Origin of the sequence: Mammaliicoccus sp. O-M54 (assembly GCF_022386035.1) — a bacterium.
Taxonomy (GTDB): Bacteria; Bacillota; Bacilli; order Staphylococcales; family Staphylococcaceae; genus Mammaliicoccus; species Mammaliicoccus sciuri_A.
Genome location: NZ_JAJNJE010000004.1, coordinates 251,845 through 278,131, shown reverse-complemented (window position 1 = coordinate 278,131; position 26,287 = coordinate 251,845). Strand labels below are relative to the sequence as shown.

30 protein-coding genes are annotated in these 26,287 nt (G+C 33.5%); 2 read left to right on the top strand and 28 right to left on the bottom strand.

Features of this window, described 5'->3' with window-relative positions; translation table 11 throughout:
- Window position 1: 1 nt before the first annotated feature.
- From atpA to LQ673_RS09140, 23 genes are all read right to left on the bottom strand, one after another.
- Window positions 2–1,516, bottom strand: coding sequence for a F0F1 ATP synthase subunit alpha (gene atpA / locus LQ673_RS09250; RefSeq protein ID WP_025904482.1), 1,515 nt, complete (start codon window positions 1,514–1,516; stop codon window positions 2–4).
- 18 nt (window positions 1,517–1,534) lie between these two features.
- Window positions 1,535–2,074 carry a F0F1 ATP synthase subunit delta gene (locus LQ673_RS09245; RefSeq protein ID WP_025904481.1) on the bottom strand — a complete coding sequence of 180 codons (540 nt, stop codon included), beginning with the start codon at window positions 2,072–2,074 and terminating at the stop codon, window positions 1,535–1,537.
- The gene (locus tag LQ673_RS09240; RefSeq protein ID WP_239745044.1) at window positions 2,074–2,598 is read right to left on the bottom strand and encodes a F0F1 ATP synthase subunit B; all 525 of its coding nucleotides are present in this window, start codon (window positions 2,596–2,598) and stop codon (window positions 2,074–2,076) included. Before LQ673_RS09240 ends, LQ673_RS09245 begins: the two co-directional genes overlap by 1 nt.
- 99 nt (window positions 2,599–2,697) lie before the next feature.
- Window positions 2,698–2,916 (bottom strand): F0F1 ATP synthase subunit C, encoded by a 219-nt coding sequence (atpE, locus tag LQ673_RS09235; protein ID WP_016998905.1) that lies wholly within the window; start codon window positions 2,914–2,916, stop codon window positions 2,698–2,700.
- 52 nt (window positions 2,917–2,968) lie between these two features.
- Entirely contained in the window at window positions 2,969–3,691 is a 723-nt protein-coding gene (atpB, locus tag LQ673_RS09230; protein WP_025904479.1) for a F0F1 ATP synthase subunit A, read from the bottom strand.
- 30 nt (window positions 3,692–3,721) lie between these two features.
- A complete protein-coding gene (locus LQ673_RS09225) occupies window positions 3,722–4,072 on the bottom strand; it encodes an ATP synthase subunit I (RefSeq protein WP_025904478.1) in 351 nt (116 codons plus the stop codon).
- Window positions 4,073–4,234: 162 nt separating this feature from the next.
- Window positions 4,235–5,371, bottom strand: coding sequence for a non-hydrolyzing UDP-N-acetylglucosamine 2-epimerase (gene wecB, locus LQ673_RS09220; protein WP_239745042.1), 1,137 nt, complete (start codon window positions 5,369–5,371; stop codon window positions 4,235–4,237).
- A 22-nt stretch (window positions 5,372–5,393) separates the two neighbouring features.
- Window positions 5,394–6,023 (bottom strand): uracil phosphoribosyltransferase, encoded by a 630-nt coding sequence (gene upp / locus LQ673_RS09215; protein WP_025904476.1) that lies wholly within the window; start codon window positions 6,021–6,023, stop codon window positions 5,394–5,396.
- A 22-nt stretch (window positions 6,024–6,045) separates the two neighbouring features.
- Window positions 6,046–7,287, bottom strand: a complete 1,242-nt coding sequence (locus tag LQ673_RS09210) for a serine hydroxymethyltransferase (RefSeq protein ID WP_025904475.1) — start codon at window positions 7,285–7,287, stop codon at window positions 6,046–6,048.
- Window positions 7,288–7,311: 24 nt separating this feature from the next.
- Window positions 7,312–7,836, bottom strand: coding sequence for a TIGR01440 family protein (locus LQ673_RS09205; protein ID WP_191836449.1), 525 nt, complete (start codon window positions 7,834–7,836; stop codon window positions 7,312–7,314).
- On the bottom strand, window positions 7,833–8,270 hold the full coding sequence (gene rpiB / locus LQ673_RS09200; protein ID WP_191836450.1) for a ribose 5-phosphate isomerase B: 438 nt from the start codon (window positions 8,268–8,270) through the stop codon (window positions 7,833–7,835). The genes LQ673_RS09205 and rpiB overlap by 4 nt, the downstream gene beginning before the upstream one ends.
- An 86-nt stretch (window positions 8,271–8,356) precedes the next feature.
- Window positions 8,357–8,773: a low molecular weight protein arginine phosphatase gene (locus LQ673_RS09195; protein WP_191836451.1), complete on the bottom strand. Its 417-nt coding sequence runs from the start codon at window positions 8,771–8,773 to the stop codon at window positions 8,357–8,359.
- Window positions 8,770–9,816, bottom strand: coding sequence for an L-threonylcarbamoyladenylate synthase (locus LQ673_RS09190; protein ID WP_107565675.1), 1,047 nt, complete (start codon window positions 9,814–9,816; stop codon window positions 8,770–8,772). The genes LQ673_RS09195 and LQ673_RS09190 overlap by 4 nt, the downstream gene beginning before the upstream one ends.
- Window positions 9,817–9,906: 90 nt before the next feature.
- Window positions 9,907–10,761, bottom strand: coding sequence for a peptide chain release factor N(5)-glutamine methyltransferase (prmC, locus tag LQ673_RS09185; RefSeq protein WP_191836452.1), 855 nt, complete (start codon window positions 10,759–10,761; stop codon window positions 9,907–9,909).
- The gene (gene prfA / locus LQ673_RS09180) at window positions 10,748–11,824 is read right to left on the bottom strand and encodes a peptide chain release factor 1 (protein WP_025904469.1); all 1,077 of its coding nucleotides are present in this window, start codon (window positions 11,822–11,824) and stop codon (window positions 10,748–10,750) included. The genes prmC and prfA overlap by 14 nt, the downstream gene beginning before the upstream one ends.
- Window positions 11,817–12,416 (bottom strand): thymidine kinase, encoded by a 600-nt coding sequence (locus LQ673_RS09175; RefSeq protein ID WP_025904468.1) that lies wholly within the window; start codon window positions 12,414–12,416, stop codon window positions 11,817–11,819. The genes prfA and LQ673_RS09175 overlap by 8 nt, the downstream gene beginning before the upstream one ends.
- 118 nt (window positions 12,417–12,534) lie before the next feature.
- The gene (locus tag LQ673_RS09170; protein WP_025904467.1) at window positions 12,535–12,789 is read right to left on the bottom strand and encodes a type B 50S ribosomal protein L31; all 255 of its coding nucleotides are present in this window, start codon (window positions 12,787–12,789) and stop codon (window positions 12,535–12,537) included.
- A 109-nt stretch (window positions 12,790–12,898) separates the two neighbouring features.
- Window positions 12,899–14,215 (bottom strand): transcription termination factor Rho, encoded by a 1,317-nt coding sequence (gene rho, locus LQ673_RS09165; protein ID WP_025904466.1) that lies wholly within the window; start codon window positions 14,213–14,215, stop codon window positions 12,899–12,901.
- Window positions 14,216–14,430: 215 nt separating this feature from the next.
- The gene (locus LQ673_RS09160) at window positions 14,431–15,861 is read right to left on the bottom strand and encodes an aldehyde dehydrogenase family protein (RefSeq protein ID WP_037589787.1); all 1,431 of its coding nucleotides are present in this window, start codon (window positions 15,859–15,861) and stop codon (window positions 14,431–14,433) included.
- 170 nt (window positions 15,862–16,031) lie between these two features.
- Window positions 16,032–16,361, bottom strand: a complete 330-nt coding sequence (locus LQ673_RS09155; protein ID WP_025904464.1) for a winged helix-turn-helix transcriptional regulator — start codon at window positions 16,359–16,361, stop codon at window positions 16,032–16,034.
- A 72-nt stretch (window positions 16,362–16,433) separates the two neighbouring features.
- Entirely contained in the window at window positions 16,434–17,690 is a 1,257-nt protein-coding gene (locus LQ673_RS09150) for a UDP-N-acetylglucosamine 1-carboxyvinyltransferase (RefSeq protein WP_037589788.1), read from the bottom strand.
- A 274-nt stretch (window positions 17,691–17,964) separates the two neighbouring features.
- Window positions 17,965–18,822: a class IIb fructose-bisphosphate aldolase FdaB gene (gene fdaB / locus LQ673_RS09145; RefSeq protein WP_025904462.1), complete on the bottom strand. Its 858-nt coding sequence runs from the start codon at window positions 18,820–18,822 to the stop codon at window positions 17,965–17,967.
- A gap of 85 nt (window positions 18,823–18,907) precedes the next feature.
- Window positions 18,908–19,261: a response regulator gene (locus LQ673_RS09140; RefSeq protein ID WP_025904461.1), complete on the bottom strand. Its 354-nt coding sequence runs from the start codon at window positions 19,259–19,261 to the stop codon at window positions 18,908–18,910.
- A gap of 60 nt (window positions 19,262–19,321) precedes the next feature.
- Between LQ673_RS09140 and LQ673_RS09135 the strand changes: the two genes are divergently transcribed.
- Window positions 19,322–19,849: a DUF2529 family protein gene (locus LQ673_RS09135; protein WP_239705397.1), complete on the top strand. Its 528-nt coding sequence runs from the start codon at window positions 19,322–19,324 to the stop codon at window positions 19,847–19,849.
- A gap of 220 nt (window positions 19,850–20,069) precedes the next feature.
- On the opposite strand, the gene LQ673_RS09130 is transcribed toward LQ673_RS09135, so the two are convergent.
- From LQ673_RS09130 to LQ673_RS09120, 3 genes are all read right to left on the bottom strand, one after another.
- Window positions 20,070–21,671 carry a CTP synthase gene (locus tag LQ673_RS09130; protein ID WP_025904459.1) on the bottom strand — a complete coding sequence of 534 codons (1,602 nt, stop codon included), beginning with the start codon at window positions 21,669–21,671 and terminating at the stop codon, window positions 20,070–20,072.
- A 145-nt stretch (window positions 21,672–21,816) separates the two neighbouring features.
- Window positions 21,817–22,332, bottom strand: a complete 516-nt coding sequence (gene rpoE / locus LQ673_RS09125; RefSeq protein ID WP_037589792.1) for a DNA-directed RNA polymerase subunit delta — start codon at window positions 22,330–22,332, stop codon at window positions 21,817–21,819.
- 104 nt (window positions 22,333–22,436) lie between these two features.
- A complete protein-coding gene (locus tag LQ673_RS09120; RefSeq protein ID WP_162841896.1) occupies window positions 22,437–23,297 on the bottom strand; it encodes a GNAT family N-acetyltransferase in 861 nt (286 codons plus the stop codon).
- A gap of 152 nt (window positions 23,298–23,449) precedes the next feature.
- Here LQ673_RS09120 and LQ673_RS09115 point away from each other — a divergent pair, with 152 nt between their 5' ends.
- Window positions 23,450–25,048 (top strand): BCCT family transporter, encoded by a 1,599-nt coding sequence (locus LQ673_RS09115; protein WP_126477259.1) that lies wholly within the window; start codon window positions 23,450–23,452, stop codon window positions 25,046–25,048.
- A 68-nt stretch (window positions 25,049–25,116) separates the two neighbouring features.
- Here LQ673_RS09115 and LQ673_RS09110 read toward each other — a convergent pair whose 3' ends face one another.
- Window positions 25,117–25,653, bottom strand: coding sequence for a YqaA family protein (locus LQ673_RS09110; protein ID WP_191836454.1), 537 nt, complete (start codon window positions 25,651–25,653; stop codon window positions 25,117–25,119).
- A complete protein-coding gene (locus tag LQ673_RS09105) occupies window positions 25,647–26,276 on the bottom strand; it encodes a lysophospholipid acyltransferase family protein (protein WP_159315416.1) in 630 nt (209 codons plus the stop codon). Before LQ673_RS09105 ends, LQ673_RS09110 begins: the two co-directional genes overlap by 7 nt.
- Between the last annotated feature and the right edge of the window lie 11 nt (window positions 26,277–26,287).

The window sequence follows — 26,287 nt, the reverse complement described above, 5'->3', positions numbered from 1 at the left end:
ATTACTCTACATGAGATTTATTAAATACTTTTTTGAATGCATCGATTGCTGAAACAAATTTATCATCAGATGGTAATTGTTTTGTTTCACGAATTTCTTTAAATAGATCGCTTGCATTTGCATCAATCCAATTTAAGAATTCATCTTCGAATCGTGTAATATCTTCAACTGGGATATCATCTAAATGACCTTTAGTTAAAGCATATAAAATAACAACTTGACGATCTACAGTCAATGGTTTGTTTTGATCTTGTTTAAGTACTTCTACTGTACGTTTACCACGTTCTAATTTAGCTTTCGTAGCTTGGTCTAAATCTGAACCAAATTGAGCGAATGATTCTAACTCACGGTATGATGCTAAATCTAGACGTAATGTACCTGCTACTTTTTTCATCGCTTTAATTTGAGCTGAACCACCAACACGTGATACAGATAAACCAGCGTTGATCGCAGGTCTTACACCAGAGAAGAATAAGTCTGATTGTAAGAATATTTGTCCGTCAGTAATTGAGATAACGTTTGTTGGAACGTATGCTGAGATGTCCCCTGCTTGAGTTTCAACAAATGGTAAAGCAGTAATAGAACCGCCACCTAAGTCATCATTTAATTTAGCAGCACGTTCTAATAAACGACTGTGTAAGTAGAATACGTCACCTGGGTAAGCTTCACGACCTGGCGGACGACGAAGTAATAATGATAACTCACGGTAAGCTGCTGCTTGTTTTGTTAAATCATCATAAACGATTAATACATGTTTACCGTTAAACATGAATTCTTCTGCCATACTTACACCAGCATAAGGTGCAATGTATAATAATGGCGCTGGTTGAGCTGCTGATGCAGATACAACGATTGTATAATCTAAAGCACCATGTCTACGTAAAGTTTCTACCGCTGTACGAACTGTAGATTCTTTTTGACCAATCGCAACGTAGATACAAATCATATCTTCGTCTTTTTGGTTAAGAATTGTATCAATCGCAACTGTTGTTTTACCAGTTTGACGGTCACCGATGATTAACTCACGTTGTCCACGTCCAATAGGTACTAATGCGTCAATCGCTTTAATACCAGTTTGTAATGGTTCATCAACTGATTTACGATCCATAACACCTGTTGCAGGTGATTCTACAGGGCGAGTCTTAGATGTATTGATTGGACCTTGTCCATCCAATGGTTGACCTAATGGATTTACAACACGACCAATTAATTCTTCCCCTACAGGTACTTCCATAATACGACCAGTTCTTTTAACTTCGTCGCCTTCTTTAATACCTTCTGCAGGTCCTAAAATTACGATACCTACATTATTTTCTTCTAAGTTTTGTGCTAACCCTAAAACGCCAGTATGGAACTCTAATAGTTCGCCAGCCATAACGTCATTTAAACCATGAGCTAATGCAATACCATCGCCGACTTGGATAACTGTACCAACATCGGTAACTGACATTTCTGACTCATAGTTTTCAATTTGAGAGCGTAATAAAGCACTGATTTCTTCAGCTTTAATGGCCATCTATGTCACTCCTTAATATTATTTCATTTGTTGAAATGATTTTGCTAATTGATTTAAGTCATTCTGAATGGAACCATCGTATACTTTTGTACCTATGGAAACACGAATACCACCAATTAAAGAATCATTAACTTGATTTTCTAAAATAAGTTTTTTCAAACCTGTTCTTTTAATAAATGCTTTACCAATTTCGTCTAATTCTTCATTAGATAAAGGATACACAGATTCAACTTTCATTAAATCTTGGCTATGTACCTGATTGTATATTTTGCTAAAATCTTTATGAATTTCTGGAATTAGTGACAATTTACTGTTATTAGCAAGTAGGTATAATGTGTTTAACAAAGGTTTAGAAGCACCTTTAAATACATTGTCAACAAATTGTTGTCTGTCGTTTTTTGCTAATTTAGGATTGTTATCAATTGCTTTTAAATCACTAATTTGTTCTTTAACACTTTCTGCTACTTGAGTAAGTTCATCTAAGACGCTGTCTGTTAAATCTTGCGCTTCAGCTACATCATATAAGGCTTGGGCATATTTCTGACTAATATTCGCCATTATTTATCCCCTGCCTCTTTAATGTATTTTTCAACAAGGTCTTTTTGATCTTGTTCAGAGATTTCTTTATTGATTACTTTAGAAGCAATTAATACAGAAAGTTCTGAAACTCTATTATTAATATCTGCAATAGCTCTTTGTTTCTCTTGTTGAATTTCTGCTTGAGCTGATTGTACTAAGCCATTTGCTTTAACATTTGCATCATTAATAATTTGCTCTTGTTGTACTTTAGCTTGATGTTTAGCATCATCAAGAATTGTTTGTACTTCTTCTTGAGTTTTTCTTAATAGATTTCTATTTTCTTCTTCTAATTTCTTAGCGTTTACTTTTGCTTCATGAGCATCATAAATATCTTTATTAATAGCGTTCTCACGCTCATCCATAATTGATTTTAATGGTCCCCAAGCAAACTTTTTTAATAAGGCAAGCAGGATAATAAATGTGATCAATGTAAATAAGACTGTTCCCCATTCGACACCGCCACCTGCTGCTCCTAAAACTAATACGTTTTGATCCACTGCCAACTACACTCCTTTCACTGCAATTAAAGATGAATAACATCTCATAAATGAATGGCGAAATCCTTTTTAGATAGACTCCGCCTGTTCTAAAAATATTTTAGCTTATCGATTCATTACCATGAATGCTACTACTACTGCAATGATAGGAAGGGCTTCAACTAAACCAACACCGATAAACATGATTGTCATTAATGGACCACGTGCTTCTGGTTGACGTGCAACACCTTCTACTGTTCTTGATACGATAAGACCGTTACCGATACCTGCTCCTAATGCTGCTAAACCAATCGCGATTGCTGCTGCTAATACACCTAAACTCATTATAATTTTCCTCCTAGAAATAAAAATATTAATTGTTTTTTTAAATTATATATTAATGATCGTCTGCCACTTTATGGGACATATAAACCATTGATAACATTACGAATATGTAAGCCTGAATTGAACCAATAAATATTGAGAATCCTTGCCATACTATCGCTGGTAAAACTGCTCCGAACGCGCCTAAAACGCCTCCAGCTGCTAATGTTGCTAATAAACCAAGTAATACTTCACCTGCGAATATATTACCGTATAAACGTAGACCAAGCGTTAATGTTGAAGCAAATTCTTCAACAATTTTGAATGGCACCATAAATGCTACTGGTTGTACAAATGATTTCAAGTACGCGCCAGTACCACGCATTTTAACACCATAGTAATGTGTTAAAAGAACCATCAATGTTGCTAACGTTAATGTTACTGTTGGATCTGCTGTAGGTGATTTCCACCATAGTGTATGTCCTACAACAATTGAGAACGGTAATCCTAACATATTTGATACAAATATGAAGAATATAAGTGTAACCGCCAAGAAGTGAAATCTTCCTCCGTCTTTCCATGCCATATTGCTTTGGATAATACCTTTTACAAAGTCAAATACCCATTCAATAAAGTTCTGTTTACCAGTAGGTCTAATTTTTAGATTCCTAGTACAGACCACAGCTATTACAAAGACGATAACTGCAGAAACTAACAACATTAACATACTTGAAAGATTGAAAACTAAATCAAATCCTCCCAAATTGATGGACCACATAGGTGATTCGTGTTCCATATCTTCACCTCTTTTCACAATTTTAATTATTTAATCGAGACTTTTCAGTGATTTAAACATAATTAATACATATGCTATCATCAAACCAAATAAAATCCCGATAATATCAACGATTAGTGGATATTTAAGCCAAAAACAGCAAGCAACGATTGTCACAAGATATCTGACCCAGTTTCCTGTTGATAATTGTAATGATTCAGCATTTTTAGCTCGATTGAGGTAAACTTCCCATGAAAACAAGTTAACAGCTGATGCTATTGTTCCAATAATAAGTCCTAAAACGAACTCATGTTTCAAGAAGAAATACACTACAACTAGAATAATAATAAAGAAAATAAAATACTGTAAATAAGACTTAAAAAAGCCCTTTATATCAAACATTCAGCTGAAACTCCTTAGATAAGTGGCATATCTTTGAAAACCGTTTCATCACACAATTTTCATGATAATATAGTGGACTTATAGTGTCAATGCTATGACAAAAATAGAAAACAAATTTTTGTCATTTTTTTGTCACAGAATTGACACAAACCACCACTTTAATTATTTTGTTCTAAATGGTTCCGGTGCTTCTTTCAAAATATCAAAATAATATTTAATATTTTCACATATTCTCTTAGAAGCGAGACCATCCCCATAAGGGTTTTGAGCGATACTCATTTTTTCATATAATGATTGATCATTTAATAACGCTTTAGTTTCGTTATAGATGTTCTCTTCTTCTACACCTACAAGTTTTAATGTTCCAGCTTCAACGCCTTCAGGTCTCTCAGTCGTATCTCTTAAGACAAGTACTGGTTTACCTAATGAAGGTGCTTCTTCTTGAACACCACCTGAATCTGTTAAGATCAAGTGAGAATTAGCTGCAAAGTTATGGAAATCTATTACTTCTAAAGGTTCAATCAATTCTATACGATCATGATCACTCAATATTTGGTTAGCAATTTCTCTAACCTTAGGATTTTTGTGCATTGGATAAACGACAACAACATCTTCATGCTCTTCAACAATTTGTCTAACAGCTTTAAAAATGTTCTCCATCGGTTTACCAATGTTTTCACGTCTATGCGCAGTTAATAGCACGATGCGTTTACCTTCGTGACGTTTAATAATTTCACTTTCATAATCGTCAGTTACAGTAGTTGATAACGCATCTATAGCTGTATTACCTGTCACAACAATAGATTCGTCTTTTTTATTTTCCTGAAGTAAATTATGTTTAGACTGATCAGTTGGTGAGAAGTGTAAATCAGCAAGGCCCCCCGTCATTTGTCGATTCATTTCTTCTGGGAATGGAGAATATTTATTCCAAGTTCTTAACCCTGCTTCTACATGGCCGATTGCAACTTCATTGTAGAATGCTGCTAAACTGCCTGCAAAAGTAGTAGTTGTATCTCCATGTACCAATATCATATCTGGCTTAGCTTCTTGAATAACACTTTCAAGTCCACCTAATACTCTTGATGTTACTTCTGAAAGTGTTTGCCCTTGTTTCATAATATTTAAATCATAATCTGGTGTAATATCAAATGTTTCTAGAACTGAATCTAGCATTTCTCTATGTTGCGCTGTTACAACAACAATTGGTTGTAACTCCGGATCATTTTTTAATTCTAAAACTAAAGGTGCCATTTTAATAGCTTCAGGTCGCGTACCAAATATCGTCATAATTTTCTTCATTGTAATAAAATCCTCCTATTATCTATTTAGTGCCAAATAATCGATCACCTGCATCACCTAAACCAGGTGTAATGTATGCATGGTCATCTAATTTTTCGTCTAATGCAGCAATATAAATATCTACGTCTTCATGTGCTTCTTGTAATGCTTTAACCCCTTCAGGTGCAGCAATTAAGCCCATAAAACGTATTTTATTTGCTCCACGATTCTTCAATGATTGAATCGCTTCGATTGCTGATGCACCTGTAGCAAGCATAGGATCTACTACAATAATTTCTCTTTCTTCAATATCTTGTGGTAATTTCACAAAATATTCTACCGCTTCTAAAGTTTCTGGATCACGATATAACCCTACATGTCCTACTCTAGCAGCTGGAACGAGTTTCATAATACCATCTGTCATTCCAAGGCCAGCACGTAAAATAGGAATAAGTGCTAATTTCTTACCAGATAATCTTTGAGCGTTCATTTTAGTTACGGGTGTTTCGATTTCAACATCTTGTGTTTCAAAATCTCTCGTAACTTCATACGCCATAAGCATACCGACTTCATCGACAAGCTCTCTAAACTCTTTAGTGCCAGTTTTACGATCACGAATATAACTCAACTTATGCTGAATTAATGGATGATCAAAAACGTGTACTTTACCCATAAGTCTAGCCTCCAATAAATATTTATTTGTTGTAAAGTGGAAACTTAGAAGTTAGTGATAATACGCGTTCATGTGCTTCTTTTAATGTTTGTTCATCTTCTGGATTTTTAAGCACAAGTGCTATTATTCTACCTACTTCTTCAACTGCTTCCTCATCAAATCCGCGAGATGTTACTGCTGGTGTACCTAAACGAATACCACTTGTTACGAAAGGTTTTTCTTGATCAAATGGAATTGTGTTCTTGTTACATGTAATACCAACTTCATCTAAAGCATTCTCAGCTAATTTACCAGTAATGCCAAGAGAACCTTTAACATCTACACAGATAAGATGATTATCAGTACCGCCTGATACAATTCTTAAACCTTCGTCTTCTAGAGTTGCTGCTAATTTTTGAGCATTCTTAATTACTTGTTTTTGATATTCCTTAAATTCTGGTTGTAATGCTTCACCAAATGAAACTGCCTTACCAGCGATAACATGCATTAATGGACCACCTTGAATACCAGGGAAAATTGTTTTATCAATTTCTTTAGCATATTCTTCTTTACAGAAAATCATACCGCCTCTTGGTCCTCTTAATGTTTTGTGTGTTGTCGTTGTTACAAAGTCAGCATAATCAACAGGGTTTTGATGTAAACCTGCTGCAACTAAACCAGCGATATGTGCCATATCAACCATTAATTTAGCGCCAACTTCATCTGCTATTTCTTTGAATTTCTTAAAATCAATTTGTCTTGGATAAGCTGAAGCACCTGCTACGATTAATTTAGGTTGTGCTTCTTTTGCAACTCTCAAGATTTCTTCATAGTCAATTTGTTCATTTTCTTCAGAAACACCATACTCTACAAAGTTGTATAACTTACCACTGAAGTTAACTTTTGCTCCATGAGTTAAATGTCCACCATGACTTAAGTTCATTCCAAGTACAGTATCACCCGGTTCTAAAGCTACAAAATATACAGCCATATTTGCTTGTGATCCTGAATGAGGTTGTACATTTACGTGTTCTCCACCGAAAAGTTGTTTAGCTCTATCACGCGCTAAATCTTCAACGATATCAACGTATTCACAGCCACCATAATAACGACGACCTGGGTAACCTTCTGCATATTTGTTAGTTAATACAGAACCTTGTGCTTCCATTACTGTTTCAGAAACAAAGTTCTCTGATGCTATAAGTTCGATATTATTATTTTGTCTATCAAACTCTTTTTCCATTGCTTTGAAAAGTTCTTCGTCTTGCTTTTTAATTAATGACATGTACAATCCCTCACTTTTAAGAATTTAATACTTTGCTCTTTCGCCGCCTATTAATTTATGACGGCTCTTAGCTATTGTAACAATAGCTTCTCCAATGCGCTTAGTTTCAATTGATACAGGTACTGCGACGTGCTTTAAATGCATACCAATTAGTGTCTGACCAATATCAATACCTTTATCGCATTGAATGTGTTCAACAACTATTGGGTCTTTCATGTGTTGGTATGCATAAGTTGACAAACTACCTCCAGCATTGGCTTGTGGTACAACAGAAACTTCAGTCATTGTATAAGGATCAAATATTTCTCGCTCGATTGTTATAGCTCGGTTAATATGTTCGCAACCTTGAAACGCAAAGTGAACACCTGTCTCTTTATGTATAAAATCAAGACTTTCATATATAACCTTAGCAACATCAATCGAACCATCTGAACCTATCTTTGAACCTTTAACTTCTGAAGTTGAACACCCAATGATGCATAGTTCTTGATTTTTAAAAAAATCGATAGACTTCAGCTCATTCAACAATTGTTTTAAATCTTCTTTCATGAACAACCGCCTTCAATCTTGTCTATACGTCTTTGGTGCCTACCGCCTTCGAATTCACTTGTCAACCAAGTCTTGACGATGAGAAGTGCTAAACCTTCACCTATAACACGTTGGCCCATTGCTAATACATTAGAATCGTTATGTTGTCTCGTCACTTCAGCAGTAAAAACATCATGCACAAGTGCACAACGAATCCCCTTTACTTTATTTGAAGCGATAGACATACCAATTCCAGTTCCACAAATCAAAATTCCTTTATCAAACGTTCCATCTGCAACACTTTCAGATACTGGTCTTGCATAATCTGGATAATCTACTGACTCACCTTCATGTGTACCAAAATCTTTATATTCAATGTTCATTTCATCAAGTAATTGTTTGATTGCTTCTTTGTATTCATAGCCACCATGGTCTGCTGCAATAGCTACTTTCATCTTCCCACCTCCCAATTTGTTTATACTATAATATTATAACTTATTTTCTATGTGTGTTATAGCAATTCTGCAAATTATTTGAATTCTTAATTACTTTGTAATAAATCTTCAATTAGTGCTCGAAGTTCTTCGTAAGTATTTTGATAAATGATTTGAGATTGTCCGAAGGGATCTGAGACATCTCCCTTTTCGCCTCTTACGTATTGTTTTATTGAATGAATGTTCTGATGTGTAAATTGCGATTCTAAAATCATTTTATGAGATTCAGTCATAGTTAAGATAATGTCAGCATCTAAATCTTGCTCAGAAAATTGTTTAGCTGTATCAGGTATTGGCAAATCATTTTTAAAGATGATTTCCATTGATTGCGGAGATATTGGTGTCCCATCAAAAGCTGAAATGCCTCTAGATTGAATATTATATTCAGGTTTAATATCTTTGGCTATCGCTTCAGCCAATGGACTTCTACAAGTGTTGCCTGTACATACAAAAACTATTTTCACAATTCATCTTCTCCTTTAATATTGTGACCACTTGCTTTATCAATTCTATTCATTAATGCGATTGTATCGTCATTTCTTTCGTAGCCACTTATATAAATTTCATCAATGTTTGTCAGTTGATCTGCTATTCGCAAAGCATCATACAAATCGTGATGTGCACCTTTTATATCTGCAATATCTCTACCAAGCGGTATAAAAGTCATTTGTTCTGAGATTAATGGCTCAATACTTTTAGGACCTATTACTGCTATCTTTTTAGAAGTATTATCTGACAAACTCATTTGTTTTGTAATACCACCTTCTATTAATGTTACAGGTTGCGAAGGTGCATAATGTTTATATTTCATACCTGGTGCAATTGGTTTTTCCAAATCTAACTTTTCGTTAATGACACTGTTTGGCAGAACTTTATTAATCATCTCTATTGTTATAGAACCAGGTCGTGCAATTTTAAATGGATAACTTGTACAATCTATTACAGTACTTTCTATACCTTCATCAATATCTTCTGCTTGAATGATGCCATATATTCTTCCATCCAAGTCATGTTTAACATGTTCAAATTTAGTTGGCGAAGGACGTCCACTAATGTTTGCACTTGGAGCCGCAATTGGTAAATCCGTTAATTGTAGAACTGCTCTACCAACATGATGACTTGGCATGCGTACAGCAACAGATTGTAATCCACCCGTAACACGATCACTTAAAAATCCTGACTTGTAAGGCACAATAAATGAAATTGGTCCTGGCCAAAAAGCATCCATTAAAATTTCAGTTTCTTGAGATATATTTTGGGTGAAGTCATTTAATTGAGATTTATCATGTATATGTACGATAAGTGGATTATCAGACGGTCTACCTTTTGCTACATAAATTTCTTTAACCGCTTCTTCATCTTTTGCATTAGCACCTAATCCATATACCGTTTCAGTTGGTAAAGCAATCAATTTATTTTGATGATATCCTGCAATAATCTCATCGATTTGTGGATAACTTTGTAAGTTATGAACATACTTACGCACATCCCAAACATTTGTTTCCAATGCATTTCTTCCCTTCTTTAAAGCATTTATTGTATTAAAACAAAAGTTATCCACACAACGTGGATAACTCCCGTTAAATGTGCATAACTTCTATTGATTATTCCAATTAAATTGTATCATACGATTGTTTTGATTTATATCTTGAATGATTTTTACATGTTCAACATTCACATGGGTTTCAATAAAGTCTTTCAATAGTTCACCTTGTAAATGGCCAATTTCAAAAATCACGAGTCCATTATCCGACATAACGTGTTCTAAATTTAGAATAATATCTTTATAGATAGCTAAGCCATCATCTTCTGCAAATAAAGCTAAATGTGGTTCATAATTTAAGACAGTATCAGACATTTCTTTTTGTTCTTCATATGAAATGTACGGTGGATTGGAGACGAGTACATCCACTTTAATATTTTCTTTAATTAGTGGTTCTAAAGATTTACCTTGTAGAAATTCTATCGGTGCTTCAAGTATTGATGCATTTGTTTCGGCAATTGATAATGCTCCTGCACTAATATCAGTCGCGATAACTGATAAATCAGGTCGCTCTTTTTTCAGTGTAATTGCGATAGCTCCTGTACCCGTTCCTATATCACATACGACTACTTGCTCGTTCTGAATCATTTGTAATGTTTGATAGACAAGTTCTTCTGTTTCGGGTCTCGGTATTAATACGTGTTGATTTACTTTAAACTTTCTACCATAAAATTCTGCGAAACCTGCAATATATTGTACAGGCTCACCTTCATACATACGTTCTCTACTTTTTAAATAAGCTTCCAAAATATTAGCAGGTACATTTTGATTTAAATTCATGGCAATTTGTGTTCTAGACATGCCTGAAATATCCTCTAATAACCAATCAGCACGAGAGGTTTCAAACCCTCGTGCTGATAATCCATCATAAGTTTCATTTAGTAACTGTTGAAAATTATAATTGGCCATTATTTAATTCTTCCAATTTTTCCGTTTGTTCATGTAACGTTAATGCATCGATAATTTCGTCAACTTTACCTTCCATAATTTGATCTAACTTTTGTAAAGTTAATCCAATACGATGGTCAGTTACTCTGTTTTGAGGATAGTTATACGTTCTAATTCTTTCTGAACGATCTCCTGTACCAACAGCTGACTTTCTTTTTTCAGCGTATTTAGCATTTTCTTCTTGAACCATCATATCGTAAACTCTGGCTTTCAATACTTTAAATGCTTTTTCACGGTTCTTAATTTGAGATTTTTCAGATGATGTTGCAACAATACCAGTTGGTAAATGCGTGATACGTACAGCTGAGTCTGTCGTATTGACGTGCTGACCACCAGAACCACTAGAACGGTAAGTTTCAATTTTTAAATCTTCAGTTCTAATATCAATTTCAACATCTTCAGCTTCAGGTAATACTGCAACTGTTGCTGTAGAAGTATGAATACGTCCGCCTGATTCAGTTTCTGGTACACGTTGTACACGGTGTGCACCATTTTCATATTTAAGTTTACTGAATGCACCGTTTCCTTGAATTGAAAAGCTGACTTCTTTGTAGCCACCATGGTCACTAATATTCTCTTCAACGACGTCAATTTTGTAGCCATGTGCTTCAGCAAATCTTGAATACATTCTGAATAAATCACCTGCGAAAATAGCCGCTTCATCTCCACCCGCTGCACCACGAATTTCCATAATAACGTTCTTATCATCGTTAGGGTCTTTAGGAATAAGTAGGAATTTTAATTCAGATTCTAATTCAGGTACTTGTTTAGTAAGACTGTTAATTTCTTCTTTCAACATGTCTTGTTCTTCTTTATCTGTTGTTTCGTTTAACATTAATTTAGCATCTTCAATGTCACCTTTAACAGATTTATAAGTTCTATATACATCAACTGTCTTTTGTAAGTCAGATTGTTCTTTTGAATATTTTCTTAGCTTGTCTGTATCCGAAACGACATCTGGATCACTAAGTAATTCATTTAATTGTTCATATCTATTTTCAACAATTTCTAATTGATCAAACATTTATATCACTCCTTATTTCAGTTCTAATTATATGATGATCTCTACATCTTGGTTCATAACTTTCGTCTGCCCCAACTAATATAATCGGGTCATCAATATGTGCTGGTTCACCATTTATAAGTCTTTGTGTTCGACTTGATGGAGATCCACATACTGCACATACCGCTTGTAATTTTGTTACAATTTCTGCAACTGCCATCATTTCAGGCATTGGTTCAAATGGCACACCTTTAAAGTCCATATCTAACCCAGCTACAACAACACGATAGCCTTCTTCTGCTAACTTTTGTGCTACGCTTACGATTTCATTATCAAAAAATTGGACTTCATCTATTCCAATAATATCGATGCCTTGTAAATCATATTTTAATATTTGACTAGAATGTTCTATGCTGATTGCATCAAGCTGATTTCCATTATGAGATACTACAGCTTCTTCACTATATCGATTATCAATAGATGGCTTAAATACTTTTACATTTTGTTTCGCATATAAACCTCTTCTCAGACGTCTAATAAGCTCTTCTGACTTACCACTAAACATACTTCCGCAAATACATTCTATCCATCCGGAATGGTAATTTTCGTACATATTACTTATCCACCTTTTTCAACATAATCGCTTAATTATATCATATTATTTTTACTTATTTATTAATTTTTACAAAAAAAAGCACCCTTTATAAAAGGATGCTTGATTCGCTTCATAATTAGTTGTTTGATTTGAAACCAAATTTTTTGTTGAAGCGTTCCACACGACCATCCGCAGATGCGAATTTTTGACGTCCTGTATAGAATGGATGTGAATCTGAAGAGATATCTAAACGGATAACTGGGTATTCGTTTCCATCTTCCCATTCCATAGTTTCATTTGAAGTACGTGTTGAACCACTTAAGAATTTGAAGTCTGTAGTTGTATCTAAAAAGATAACTTTATTATACTCTGGATGAATTCCTTGTTTCATTTTTTTCAGCTCCTTTGCCCTGAACCATCTGGAACAGAGTTTATTTGTGACTTATTCACTCAATACTTACATATTATATATGTTGAAGAATTAAAATGCAACCTTAAATTTATATAATTGGTTTACCAGTCTTCGCACTATCGACCATAGATTTTCTTAAGACTTCAAAGAATTCTTCATTAGAATCCGTGCGTTTTAACTTTCTAATAAATCTTTCAGAGAAATCATTTGAATCAGTAAATAAATTACGTAGTTGCCAAATCATTTCAAGTTCTTCTTTATCTAATAGCAATTCTTCTTTACGTGTTGAACTTCTTCTAATATCAATTGCAGGGAATACTCTCTTCTCAGACAATTTACGATCTAAATGAAGTTCCATGTTACCTGTACCTTTAAATTCTTCATAAATCATATCGTCCATACGAGAACCTGTTTCAACTAATGCAGTCGCTAATATTGTTAAACTTCCACCCGCTTCAATATTTCTAGCAGCTCCGAAGAAATGTTTAGGTCTATGAAGTGACGCTGGATCTAAACCACCTGATAATGTTCTACCACTTGGTGGTACAACTAAGTTATATGCTCTAGCTAATCTTGTTAATGAATCCATTAAGATGATGACATCTTCACCGATTTCAACAAGACGTTTAGCTCTTTCAAGTAGTAATTCAGCCACTTTAACATGATGTTCTGGCGGCTCATCAAATGTTGAGTTAACGACTTCAGCTTGTTCAACAGAACGTTCAATATCCGTTACTTCTTCTGGACGTTCCCCAATTAATAATACAAATAATTTCGCTTTTGGTTGGTTAATTGCAATAGCATTTGCAATTTCTTTAAGTAATGATGTCTTACCAGCTTTAGGTGGTGCTACAATCATTCCACGCTGTCCTAGACCTATTGGCGTAATTAAATCCATGATTCTAGTTGAATAATTTTTACTTGTAGTTTCTAATTGGATACGTTGTTGTGGGTATAGAGGAGTTAACGCTTGAAAGTGTGGTCTTTTTTTAACTTCTTCTGCATTTTGATCATTTACAAAGTCAACTTGTAACAATCCGTAATACTTTTCATTTTCTTTAGGTTTTCTAACTTTACCAGTTACTTTATCACCTTTTTTAATTTCAAAGCGTCTAATTTGGCTAGCAGATATATAAATATCTTTTTCACCTTTAGAATAGTTAACAGTACGTAAAAAGCCATAACCATCAGGTTGAATATCATCTAAGATACCTTCCATATAATAGTTGCCGTCTTTTTCCATTTGAGCTTCCATAATTGCTAAGACAAGTTCTTTTTTATTTAATTTACTATAATTTGTTATTCTTAGTTCTTTTGCCTTTGATGTTAATTCTTTAGTTGTATAGTTCTTGTATAATTCGTGAAACGATTCATACTGAGGACTTGTTCTAACTCTTTCAGCCATATTTATGACACCCATTTCTTAAAAATCTCATTCATTTTTATCAGATTTATAATCTGCCTTTAAACTATAGCATTTTTTTATGAAGATGACAAAATAAGTTATATATAAATTATGTTAAAATATTTCACTTTTTTATTCAATTATAACTATCATATAAAAAGACTGAAACATCGAAATGTTTCAGTCTTAAAAATATATTGTATTTTGTAATTTTACTATTCTTTAAAATAACCAGGAATTGCTTTAATTTCTAAGAATTCTTCAATTCCATAGTCGCCCCATTCTCTACCAATACCTGATTGTTTATAACCACCAAATGGTAAATTAGGTTTTCTACCTGCGTCATTAATTTCTACAGTACCTGCTTCTAATGCTTTAGCAACTTCTCTTACACGTTCTAAATCTTTACCATATACATATGCTGCTAAACCATAAATTGTATCATTAGCAATTTCAATTGCTTCATCTAAGTCTTTATAAGTAATAATTGTACCTACTGGACCAAAGATTTCTTCTTGAGCAATTGTCATATCATTAGTTACATCAGTAAATAATGTTGGTTTAACGAAGTAACCTTTTTCAAGACCGTCTGGTTTACCAACACCACCATGTAATAATGTTGCACCTTCATCAATACCTTTTTGAATATAGCTTTGAACTGTATCAAATTGTTTTTTAGATACAACTGGACCAGCATCTTGGCCAGCTTCTCTAGGATTACCAACTTTAACATTTTCAATTGCTTTTTTAGCTGCTGCGATAAATTCATCTTTAATACTTTCTGGTACTAATGTACGTGTACCTGCTGTACAAACTTGACCAGTATTTTGTACGAATTTAGCAACTGCACCTTTAGCAGCTTCTTCGATATCAACGTCATCTAAGACTACTAATGGTGATTTACCACCTAGCTCTAATGATACTTTTTTGAAGTCTTTAGCTGAGTTTTCCATAATTTTTCTACCAGTTGGACCTGAACCCGTAAATGACATCATACGTACATCAGGATGTGAACTTAATGGATCACCAACACTTTGGCCATCACCATTTACTAAGTTGAACACACCTTTAGGCACGCCAGCTTTTTCAAATATTTCAGCTAAAATAATCGCTGCAAATGGTGTTTCTTCAGATGGTTTTAAGACTACAGGTGAACCTGCAGCAAATGCACCAGCTAATTTTAATGACGTTTGGTTAGTTGGGAAGTTCCATGGTGTTACTAATCCAGAAACACCGATAGCTTCTTTAATAACTAAATCATCACCACGACGTTCTTCAAATTGAATTGAATCGATCGCTTTACTTGCTTCTCTAAAATGATTTAAGCCCATTTGATAATGAACAGATTCTGATTTTTCAATTGGTGAGCCAAGCTCATCCGTCATAACATCTATTAAATCTTCTTTTCTATTTTCATATTCATCTGCAATTCGTTCTAATAAAGCTTTTCTTTCTTCTAAAGAAGTATTTCTAAATTTCACGTACACTTTTTTAGCGGCAGCTACAGCGTCATCAACATCTTGTTTGTTACCTGCAGCAATTTTACCCATTACTTCTTCTGTAGCAGGGTTAATAACATCTAATGTTTGTCCACTATGACTTTCAACCCATTCGCCATTTATATATTGCTTGATATCTTGTCTCATGAATTATCTACTCCTTTATATTTGTTACATTGGTTATTATAGTATGGATGATAGTCATAATTAAAATAATCTGTTTGAGAATTGAATATTTTAAATTTCAAACAAATAAAATACCCGCCAACGAAATGAGTTTCATCGCATTGACGGGTACTTTATAATATTCAATTCATTTAGGAATGATTCTCTTGCAATTCCACATTTTTTTGTGCCCACTCTTCTAATGGTACAAGCGCTTGTGCTAATTCGTATCCTTTAGTTGTTAAATGATATTCAACTGATAGAGGCGTTGTTGTAACAACTTTCTTCTCAACTAATCCCCAATCACTTAATTCAGTTAATTTAAGAGATAATGCTCTAGGTGTAATACGTCTTAAGTCTCTTTTCATATCAGAAAAGTGAGCCGAACGTTCATCACAACGTGATAAATAATTAAGTATTAAACCATTCCAACTGCGTCCTATTACTTTAAAAGTTTCTTCCAAATAAGGACATACTTCCATGTTACTCACCTCTTTAACTTCTATATTGCCATTATACTACACTTTATATACAAAGTATATAATTTATACTTATTATACGGTTTCAGTCCAAATATCAGCACCTAGTGCTTTTAATTTTTCAACAATACCGCTGTATCCTCTATGAATATGCTTCACATTATAAACCGTTGTAACGCCTTCAGACATTAATCCAGCAATTAATAAAGATGCACCTGCTCTTAAATCACTTGCTGCTACACTTGCACCTGTCAATTGAGATGGATAATAAATAGCTGTGCCATTTTCTAAATTCACATTTGCACCCATTCTGATCAATTCATCAACGTGTTTAAATCTTGCAGGATAAATCGTTTCTGTTATTTTACTTTGACCATTTGCTTTTAATAATAAAGGTGTAAATGGTTGTTGTAAATCTGTTGCAAAACCAGGATAAACTGCAGTTTGTATATCAACAGGTTTATATTCATCTTTACCTTTAATAACAACTGAATCTTCACCTAAATCGATTTCAGTACCCATTTCTCTTAATTTAGCGATTAATGGTTCTAAATGTAAAGGAATGATATTTTCGATGTACACTTCTTCACCCATGGCTGCTGCTGCACACATGTATGTACCTGCTTCTATTCTATCAGGAATAATTGTATGTTTCGTACCGTGCAAGGATTCTACACCTTCAATTTTCAATGTATCTGTACCTGCACCTCTAATTTTAGCGCCCATATTATTTAATAATGTCGCTACATCAACAATTTCAGGTTCTTTCGCTGCGTTTTCTATTACTGTTTTACCTTTTGCTAAAGAAGCTGCCAACATAATATTGATCGTTGCACCAACACTCACAACATCCATAAATATTTTAGCGCCAACTAACTCTTCAGCAATTAAATACATCGCACCTTGTTCGTTTGTTACTTTTGCACCTAGTGCTTCAAAACCTTTAATATGTTGGTCAATTGGTCTAGGGCCTAAAGGACAGCCACCAGGTAAACCAATCACACATTTTTTAAAACGTCCGAGCATAGCACCCATCATATAATAAGATGCTCTTAAAGATTGTACTTTATTGTTAGGTAAAGGTAGATTCACCGCATCGCTTGAATCAACGACAAGCTGATCACCATTTAATTCTGTTTTAATATTTAAATCACCAAGTAGGCTCATTAAAGTTTTGACATCTGAAATATCTGGTAGTCCATCTAATGTCACAACATCATTCGCCATTAAACTTGCTGGAATAAGTGCAACTGCACTATTTTTAGCACCACTTATTTGGACTTTACCATTTAATTTTTTGCCACCATTTATTTTTATAACTTCTTGAGACATATGTTTACTCCTTTACTTCATCGTCTTAGAGAATGCATACTCTCTCAACATGAATAGATAATTATTTCCATTATATACTATTCAATAAGATAAACGCAAAAACATAAAAAGTAAATAGAAATGACATAATTTACTACGAAAGAAGTATCAAATTTTAAATTTTTGACATTAAAATAAATTGAATAAACGTATTGAATAAATATTCAATTTATCTTTAAAAACAGAAAAAACTACTACAAGCACGATGCTTGTAGTAGTTTGAATTTAATTAAAATTAAGCTTGGTTAGAAGTACCAAATTCTTGGATTTTACCTTTAACTGTTGCTTTAATTGCTTCACGAGCAGGTCCTAAGTATTTACGTGGATCGTAAACTTCGCTGTCGTTGTTTAACACTTCACGAACTGCTTTAGCAGATGCGATTTGGTTTTCAGTGTTAACGTTGATTTTAGCTGTACCGAAAGTGATAGCTTTTTTGATATCGTGAGTTGGGATACCAGTACCACCGTGTAATACTAATGGTAAACCAGTTGAAGCACCGATTTCTTCCATTTCTTTGAAACCTAAGTTTGGTTCACCTTTGTAAGGTCCGTGTACTGAACCTAATGCAGGTGCTAAAGTATCAATACCAGTTCTTTCAACTAATTCTTGACATTCTTTAGGATCAGCATAGATAACGCCTTCTGCAACTACGTCATCTTCTTGTCCACCAACAGTTCCTAATTCAGCTTCAACAGAAACACCGTTAGCATGAGCATATTCAACTACTTTAGAAGTAATTTCGATGTTTTCTTCGAATGGGTGATGAGATGCATCGATCATTACTGAAGTGAATCCAGCATCGATAGCTTCTTTACATTTTTCGAAACTTGAACCGTGGTCAAGGTGAATAGCAACTGGAATTGTAATGTTGTAATCTTCAATTAAACCTTCAACGATTTTAACGACAGTTTTGAAACCACCGATATAACGTCCAGCTCCTTCAGATACACCAAGGATAACAGGTGCATTTTCTTCTTGTGAAGCTTGAAGAATAGCTTGTGTAAATTCTAAGTTATTGATGTTGTATTGACCAACAGCATAACCATTTTCTTTTGCTTTAATTAACATTTCTTTCATTGAAACTAAAGGCATTGAGTTTCCTCCTAATGTGCAAGGCACGAATTATTTACAAGATTATTATATCAAACTTTGTGAATATATGCACCTTTTGAAAGCCCTATCCTAAATGTTTTCTTACAATTTTCATAACTTCTTCAATTGTAAACGGCTTCATTAGCACACCTGTAATATTTCCTTTTTTTAAAACTTCTAACTCGGTAGATGATTGAAATGCTGAAATGATATAAACTGGAATATTTTTATCAGATTTTCTAATTTCGGCAAATACTTCTTCACCAGAAATTCCAGGCATTCTTTTATCTATAAAAATCAATTTATAAGTATTTTTATGAAATAATTCAATACCCTCCGCTCCATTTTTAGCAGTATCTACATTGAATTGATTTAATTCCATAATTTCTTTTAATAATTGTCTAATATTCTTTTCATCATCTATAATAAGTACATCCATTGAAGATACCCCACTTTTTCTATAAAATAAATTTAATGACGTTAATAAGGAGAATACAAATTGCTTAAAATTTTTAATACACAATTAAACGGCATATCTAGTAAAATAGATGCCCAAATTGAAGAAATTGAAATCGCATCACAACTGCTTATGCAAGCAGCAAACGGTGAAGGCAAAATACGCATCAAAACTTTCGATGAAATCAATCATTTCCAAACATTTATGACTGATGGTAACGAAAGCTTACCACATGCAGAAACACTCAATACTTTAGATGAAATCGAAAAGATCGATTCTACTGACCGCGTATTATTAGCCGGTACTTCCTTTACTGAAGAACTCAACGAATGGATTACAAAATTAAACGACCACGATATAGATTTTGTCGTAATAGCCAACAAAGATAAAGACAATAAGACACATGAATCACTCATGCATTATATTGACTTATCAACACCAAGAGCAATCGTTCCAACCGCTGATTACAGTAAAATTATTACCCCACATCTTATGGCTTTAAATTATATATATTATATCATGTTTGCTGAAATGCACGAGATTACACAAGATTTAAATGAAGAAATCTAGTAATAGAAGATAACGGGTCTCAATTTTACGAGTTGGTGGATGATGGAGCTTTTAGTTACAATTCTTATGAGTTTTGTAATTAACGCACCTGTTACGAACAAGTTTGGCCAGAAGTGTTCACAACGCAGCACTTAATATCCCACACACACATATTTATACAAAAAAGCGCCCTCTATCTTAAATACTTGAAAAAGTATTAGGATAAAGGGCGCTTTATATATTATTTATTTTGAATACTTGCTTCTACAAATCCTCTGAATAATTTTTGTGGACGTGTTGGTCTAGATAAGAATTCTGGATGGAATTGACATGCTACAAACCATGGGTGATTTTCTAATTCTACGATTTCTACTAATCTACCATCTGGGCTTGTTCCTGAGAATTTCATACCTTTTTCTTCTAATCTTTCGCGATATTCGTTATTAAATTCATAACGGTGACGGTGTCTTTCGTCTACTTCTAATTCACCATAGACTTTATGTGCAATTGTACCTTCTTCAATTTTACATGGGTAAACACCTAATCTTAATGTTCCGCCTAAATCTTCGATGTCTTTTTGTTCTGGTAATAAATCGATAATTGGGTATGGTGTGTTTGGATCTAATTCTGCTGAATGTGCATCGTTTAATCCAACTACGTTTCTAGCGAATTCAACTGTTGCTAATTGCATACCTAAACAAATACCTAAGTATGGTACGTTGTTTTCACGTGCATATTGAATGGCTAATATTTTACCTTCTACACCTCTATCTCCGAATCCGCCAGGTACTAAAATACCATCTACATCTGCAAGTTCTTTTTGATAGTTTGTTTCGTTTAATTTTTCAGAGTCAATCCATTTAATTTCAACATCTGATTTAAAATCATAACCAGCATGTTTTAATGCTTCTGCAACTGATAAGTATGCATCTTGTAAACTAACATATTTACCTACTAAACCAATTTTCACTGAACCTTCTAAATTACGTACAGTGTCTAATAATTGGTTCCACTCTGTTAATTCCGCTTCTGGTGCAGCTTCTAAATCTAATCTTTCAATGACGATATCATCCATATGTTGTTCTTTTAATGCTAATGGAATTTGATATAACGTATCAGCATCTCTACATTCAATGACTGCACGTTTGTTAATGTCACAGAATAATGCAATTTTATCTCTTAAATCTTGAGTCATTTCATATTCAGTACGAACCACAATTAAATCTGGTTGAATACCTAAACCTCTTAATTCTTTAACGCTATGTTGTGTTGGTTTAGTCTTCATTTCACCAGCAGCTTTAATGTATGGAAGTAACGTACAATGGATGTACATAACGTTTTCACGACCAAGATCACTCTTGATTTGTCTTATTGCTTCTATAAATGGTAAAGATTCAATATCACCAGTTGTACCACCAATTTCAGTAATCACAACATCAGCATTTGTACTTTCGCCAGCCATTAATAATCTTGATTTAATTTCATTTGTAATATGTGGGATAACTTGGACAGTACCACCTAAGAAATCTCCACGTCTTTCTTTTTTAAGTACGTGAGAATAAACTTTACCTGCCGTTACATTTGAATATTTATTAAGGTTAATATCAATAAATCTTTCATAATGTCCTAAGTCTAAGTCTGTTTCTGCACCATCTTCAGTTACAAAAACTTCACCGTGTTGATATGGACTCATTGTACCTGGATCAACATTTAAGTATGGGTCGAACTTTTGAATCGTTACATTTAATCCTCTATTTTTAAGTAATCTCCCTAGTGATGCTGCTGTAATACCTTTACCAAGAGACGATACTACGCCACCTGTTACGAAAATGAACTTTGTCATGTTTGTACCTCCATTTATTTTTTAAAAAATAAAAAACGCTCCCACTTACATTATTTAAAATGCAAGGAGGGAGCGCTATATTTATACGATTGTCCTATTTAAAGGAGCCCAAATAAAATATTACCATCTTTTAAAGAAAAGTCAATTAAAATTCGTCTTCTTCGTCTTCCTCATCTTCGTCTTCTTCGTCTACAACAAGACCAGCTTCATCTAATTCATCTTCTACGTCTTCATCTTCAGGGTCTTCAGGATCATTTAAACCTTCTTCATCATCTTGATCAATTGTAATATCAAGATCTTTAGATTTATCTTCTTCCCCTAATAATGAAATTTCTGAATCAGCTTCATCGTCTTCATCTAGAACGTTGAATTTTTGAATTGTTGGTGCGATTTTTTCTTCGATATCGTCAACTGAATACCAGTCACGAAGTCCCCAAATATTCTCACCCACACTTAAGAAGCGTCCATCAGTATTTAAGTCCGTATAAAATTGTAAAATACGGTTCTCAATTTCTGAATCATTATAATTACCTAAGCTTTTGAATTCGTCTATCATATCATATAAGTTTGTTTCTTTACCGTTCTCTGTTAATAAAATATAAGCCATTTCGATAAATGAATGCTCATCTACCATTTCTTTTGTGAAATCTTTTAATTTCATGCTTTACTCTTCCTTTCAACAATCGAACTATTGTCGCACATTAATATTTATAATCATAACAGTTTACGATTATAATTGACAAGATGATTTTTAGCAAATGTTAGTTAATACTTAATATATTTCATGAGTTTAATATAGTCCTCAGATTTTTGTATTTCTACAAATCGTGCTTTCTCACATAAAGGTTTCAATTTATTGTTAGAACCGAATAAAGTGATGTGTATTTCTTTCTTATCTTCAAACCTTCTTCTAACAAAAGTACTTAACTGTCTTAAAGCACTCTCAGCGATACCTTCTTTTCTTTCGTCTTCTTCAACTTCAATACTACGAATATCAAAATAATGATCTTTATCTTCTAATACGATGATACCTACTTTTTGATTATCTTTCATTAAATGTATATCGACAAATTCATTATCTAAATCATCTTCATTTAGTACAAGCTTCAATGAAGATACATATTTTGAATCTAAATCTAAATAATATAAACGTTCTTTACCTAATGGACCTTCTTCTTTTGTAGCTGTATGCATAAAGCCAGCTCTTTCATATAAATTCCATGCTGCCTCATTTTCAGCATCTACTACTAAATATAAATGATCAAAATCAGGGAACACATGTTGAACGTACTCAGGTAAATTCATCATTATAGTTGTGCCATACCCATTTCCTTGATACTTTTCATTAATTGATAATGAACGTATATATACAACATTATGCGGTGTGTCGTAACCTTCATGTTGATAATACTTATGCAATACAAAGAAACCAACTATGTCGTCTTGATCGTTTACGACAACATTAGGTCTTCTATCAGGATCTTCGATAGCACCATCCAACACTTCTTTAGGCAATGAAGAATAAATTTGTTGTCGTTCGTTTAATTCAAAATCATATAGTGCCGTTCTCATATGTTCTTCAAATGGTTTAATGACGATTTCACCGAATGATTTAGCTTTCATGATTGATATCCCCCCGTTTGTTTATATATATAATAACGAATTTTACATTCATTTCGCAATTAAGAACCTTATAAAACGTAATTATCGTACACATGTTAGTTTGATTTGGATGAGGGTAATAGAATTAAGACTGCATAATTTAAAGGGGGATATTAATGAAACAGTCAAAAGAAAATACAGACAGGCAAAATAATAAGACAACATTAGTATTTTGGGTATCTATGTCTATTATATTATTAGTAACTTTAACTGCTGGAATTTTTCCAAAAGGTTTTGGTAAATACGCTAATATATTATATACATTTATATCGAACAGTACAGGATGGTTATTCTTAATCATCGTATTCGTTTTAGATATCTTTTTAATCGGATTAGCTATAACGAGGTTTGGTCGATTTAAACTCGGTAGAGACGACGAAGAACCAGAATTCTCATTTATATCATGGGTCGGCATGTTATTCTCTGCTGGTCTCGGTGTCGGGATTGTATTCTGGGGCGTAGCTGAACCAATGACACATTACTTAAAATCACCACTTCCAAATGAAGTAGATGGCTCTACATTAGAATCAGCTCGACTTGCTATGGGATATACATTCTTCCATTGGGGCATTTCACAATGGTCTATCTTTGCAATGGCAGGGCTTATCGTAGCTTACTTCCAATTTAGAAAAAGAAGAGACGGTTTAATATCTACAGCAATGGAACCTGTATTTGGTGAAACGTATAAGAAACCATACAGAAATGTTATCGATATCTTAGCGATAGTCGCAACTGTCATGGGTATTGCAACATCAATTGGTCTAGGAATAATGCAAATTGGTGGCGGACTTCATCATGTTTTTGATATTCCTAATAATAATTGGACTAAAATTATCATCACCGTTATTATGACTTTACTATTTCTTGGATCAGCAGCATCAGGTCTTAATAAAGGTGTTAAATGGCTAAGTAATGCTAACATATTTATTTGTTTTGCTTTACTTATATTTATACTTATTTTAGGACCGACACAATTTATATTTGAAACATTTACAGTTGCTATAGGTGACTATATTACAAACTTTGTACAATATAGTTTAAGATTAAATCCTTATGAAGGCGACAATTCTTGGATTCAACAATGGACTGTGTTCTATTGGGCATGGGTTATTGCTTGGTCTCCATTTATCGGAGGATTTGTAGCCAGAGTATCAAGAGGTAGAACGATAAGAGAATTTGTAATTGGCGTGTTAATTATTCCACCACTTATTTCATTTAGTTGGATTGCCACTTTCGGTGGAACGGCCATGTATTTAGTTATTAATAAAGGTGCTTCTATTGCGGAAGATGTTAAAGGAGATTATACAGTTGCACTATTCTCCCTATTATCAAACTTCCCATTTTACGAAGCAACAAGTATTCTAGCAATAATATTAATCTTCTTGTTCCTTGTTACAAGTGCGGATTCAACTACTTTTATCTTATCAAGTATGTCTGATAAAGGTTCAATCGTACCGCCATTCAAGTATAAATTAGTTTGGGGAACATTAATTGGTGCCATTTCAGTTGCCATGACATTAGCAGGTGGTTTAGAAAGTTTACAAACCGCTTCAGTCGTAGCCGGTCTACCATTCGCATTTATACTATTCTTGATGATGTTCTCTATTATGAAAGCATTACGTAGAGAACCATCTAAACATTTCAAAATGACTTATATAGATGATGACACAGATTTCTCCAAGTCATTAGAAGAACGTGAAGAAGAAGAAAAATAATTAAAAAAGCACCATTCATTGAATGAAACAATGAATGGTGTCTTCTTTGATTGTCATATTTTCATAAATTAAAACGCATGTATCGAAAAATATATCCAATAGACAATGATCCATACGATTAACCATAGTAATATTTTGATATATCGATTAACGTTTTTAAACACAATATGACTGAGTACATATGCTAGGTAGCTCGTTAATATAAATCTTAAGAGTCTTGCAATGAAACTTACGAGTATAAATACAATAAATGATATACCTTCGTGGTAGCTCATCATTGCATAAAGTTTATACGGAACCCCAAACAAAGGTGCTTCTATTAATCCGAGCACTCCTTTATCTTCTAATGAATGTATCACATGTTCTATCATATAAGGATGAATACCAGGAATCTTAATCATGATCAATTCAACAAAGTTCAAATGTTGAATTGAAATAATGTAAACGATGATACCACCTAGAACTGCACCTATAATTGCAATCAAATTTGCACATAATAATTTAAATTTACTTTTTTGTTTGATTGCATAATAAGTTAGAACAACATCAGGGATAATAAAGAATACAATTGCTTCAAGAAAAGCCCATATAAATATGATTACCATTCTTTAAAATCACCTTCATTTCTGAGTTCATTCATTCGTTCATTAAGCTCATCCATAAATACTTTTCTATTCTCATTAAATAAAAATGGACGTCCTACAAAAATATCAACAAAGAATGGTACAAATAGTTTTGAGCCTTTCGGTAATGATTTGCCTAAACCATGTAGAAACAAAGGTTGTATCGGAATGTTTGGACGTTCTCTCATTAAATAATAAATCCCGGATTTATATTTTGATAACTTTTCAGGTTCTCCTCTACTTCCCTCCGGATACAAGATGATAATACTGCCCTCATCTAAAGCATCTACAATTGGTTCAAATAATCCTTTAATATCTCGCGTCATTTTTCGCTCTATTGGTATGATTCTCATAATATTCATAGAAAACCATTTTAATAGTTTGTTTTTCAGAAAATAATCACCTGCAGCTACAGGTCGTGCTTTCTTAAATCCTTCTCCTTGAAACAATGAAAGTAGTACAAGTGTATCTAAATGTGAATTATGATTGGCAATAATCACGATAGGACCTTTTTTAGGTAACCATTCTCGTCTACGTATATTTAATCCTAAAACAATTAAAATAATTGGCTTAATGATACATGTAAATATAATGAGTCTTAACATATCGGTTCACC

What these genes read in the sequence shown, in the direction of transcription:
- LQ673_RS09105 (WP_159315416.1), bottom strand. Translation starts at nt 26,276, where the DNA reads ATGTTAAGACTCATTATATTTACATGTATCATTAAGCCAATTATTTTA.
- fdaB (WP_025904462.1), bottom strand. Translation starts at nt 18,822, where the DNA reads ATGCCTTTAGTTTCAATGAAAGAAATGTTAATTAAAGCAAAAGAAAAT.
- LQ673_RS09205 (WP_191836449.1), bottom strand. Translation starts at nt 7,836, where the DNA reads ATGAAAGAAGATTTAAAACAATTGTTGAATGAGCTGAAGTCTATCGAT.
- LQ673_RS09175 (WP_025904468.1), bottom strand. Translation starts at nt 12,416, where the DNA reads ATGTACGAAAATTACCATTCCGGATGGATAGAATGTATTTGCGGAAGT.
- rpoE (WP_037589792.1), bottom strand. Translation starts at nt 22,332, where the DNA reads ATGAAATTAAAAGATTTCACAAAAGAAATGGTAGATGAGCATTCATTT.
- prfA (WP_025904469.1), bottom strand. Translation starts at nt 11,824, where the DNA reads ATGTTTGATCAATTAGAAATTGTTGAAAATAGATATGAACAATTAAAT.
- LQ673_RS09130 (WP_025904459.1), bottom strand. Translation starts at nt 21,671, where the DNA reads ATGACAAAGTTCATTTTCGTAACAGGTGGCGTAGTATCGTCTCTTGGT.
- atpE (WP_016998905.1), bottom strand. Translation starts at nt 2,916, where the DNA reads ATGAGTTTAGGTGTATTAGCAGCAGCAATCGCGATTGGTTTAGCAGCA.
- LQ673_RS09150 (WP_037589788.1), bottom strand. Translation starts at nt 17,690, where the DNA reads ATGTCTCAAGAAGTTATAAAAATAAATGGTGGCAAAAAATTAAATGGT.
- LQ673_RS09160 (WP_037589787.1), bottom strand. Translation starts at nt 15,861, where the DNA reads ATGAGACAAGATATCAAGCAATATATAAATGGCGAATGGGTTGAAAGT.
- LQ673_RS09155 (WP_025904464.1), bottom strand. Translation starts at nt 16,361, where the DNA reads ATGGAAGTATGTCCTTATTTGGAAGAAACTTTTAAAGTAATAGGACGC.
- LQ673_RS09210 (WP_025904475.1), bottom strand. Translation starts at nt 7,287, where the DNA reads ATGTCATTAATTAAAAAGCAAGACGAAGAACTTTTCAAAGCAATGGAA.
- LQ673_RS09245 (WP_025904481.1), bottom strand. Translation starts at nt 2,074, where the DNA reads ATGGCGAATATTAGTCAGAAATATGCCCAAGCCTTATATGATGTAGCT.
- upp (WP_025904476.1), bottom strand. Translation starts at nt 6,023, where the DNA reads ATGGGTAAAGTACACGTTTTTGATCATCCATTAATTCAGCATAAGTTG.
- LQ673_RS09140 (WP_025904461.1), bottom strand. Translation starts at nt 19,261, where the DNA reads ATGGATGTACTTATTATAGATGATGAAAAGAATATTAGACAATTATTA.
- prmC (WP_191836452.1), bottom strand. Translation starts at nt 10,761, where the DNA reads ATGGCCAATTATAATTTTCAACAGTTACTAAATGAAACTTATGATGGA.
- atpB (WP_025904479.1), bottom strand. Translation starts at nt 3,691, where the DNA reads ATGGAACACGAATCACCTATGTGGTCCATCAATTTGGGAGGATTTGAT.
- LQ673_RS09110 (WP_191836454.1), bottom strand. Translation starts at nt 25,653, where the DNA reads ATGGTAATCATATTTATATGGGCTTTTCTTGAAGCAATTGTATTCTTT.
- LQ673_RS09225 (WP_025904478.1), bottom strand. Translation starts at nt 4,072, where the DNA reads ATGTTTGATATAAAGGGCTTTTTTAAGTCTTATTTACAGTATTTTATT.
- rho (WP_025904466.1), bottom strand. Translation starts at nt 14,215, where the DNA reads ATGGCTGAAAGAGTTAGAACAAGTCCTCAGTATGAATCGTTTCACGAA.
- LQ673_RS09170 (WP_025904467.1), bottom strand. Translation starts at nt 12,789, where the DNA reads ATGAAACAAGGAATTCATCCAGAGTATAATAAAGTTATCTTTTTAGAT.
- wecB (WP_239745042.1), bottom strand. Translation starts at nt 5,371, where the DNA reads ATGAAGAAAATTATGACGATATTTGGTACGCGACCTGAAGCTATTAAA.
- atpA (WP_025904482.1), bottom strand. Translation starts at nt 1,516, where the DNA reads ATGGCCATTAAAGCTGAAGAAATCAGTGCTTTATTACGCTCTCAAATT.
- rpiB (WP_191836450.1), bottom strand. Translation starts at nt 8,270, where the DNA reads ATGAAAGTAGCTATTGCAGCAGACCATGGTGGCTATGAATACAAAGAA.
- LQ673_RS09115 (WP_126477259.1), top strand. Translation starts at nt 23,450, where the DNA reads ATGAAACAGTCAAAAGAAAATACAGACAGGCAAAATAATAAGACAACA.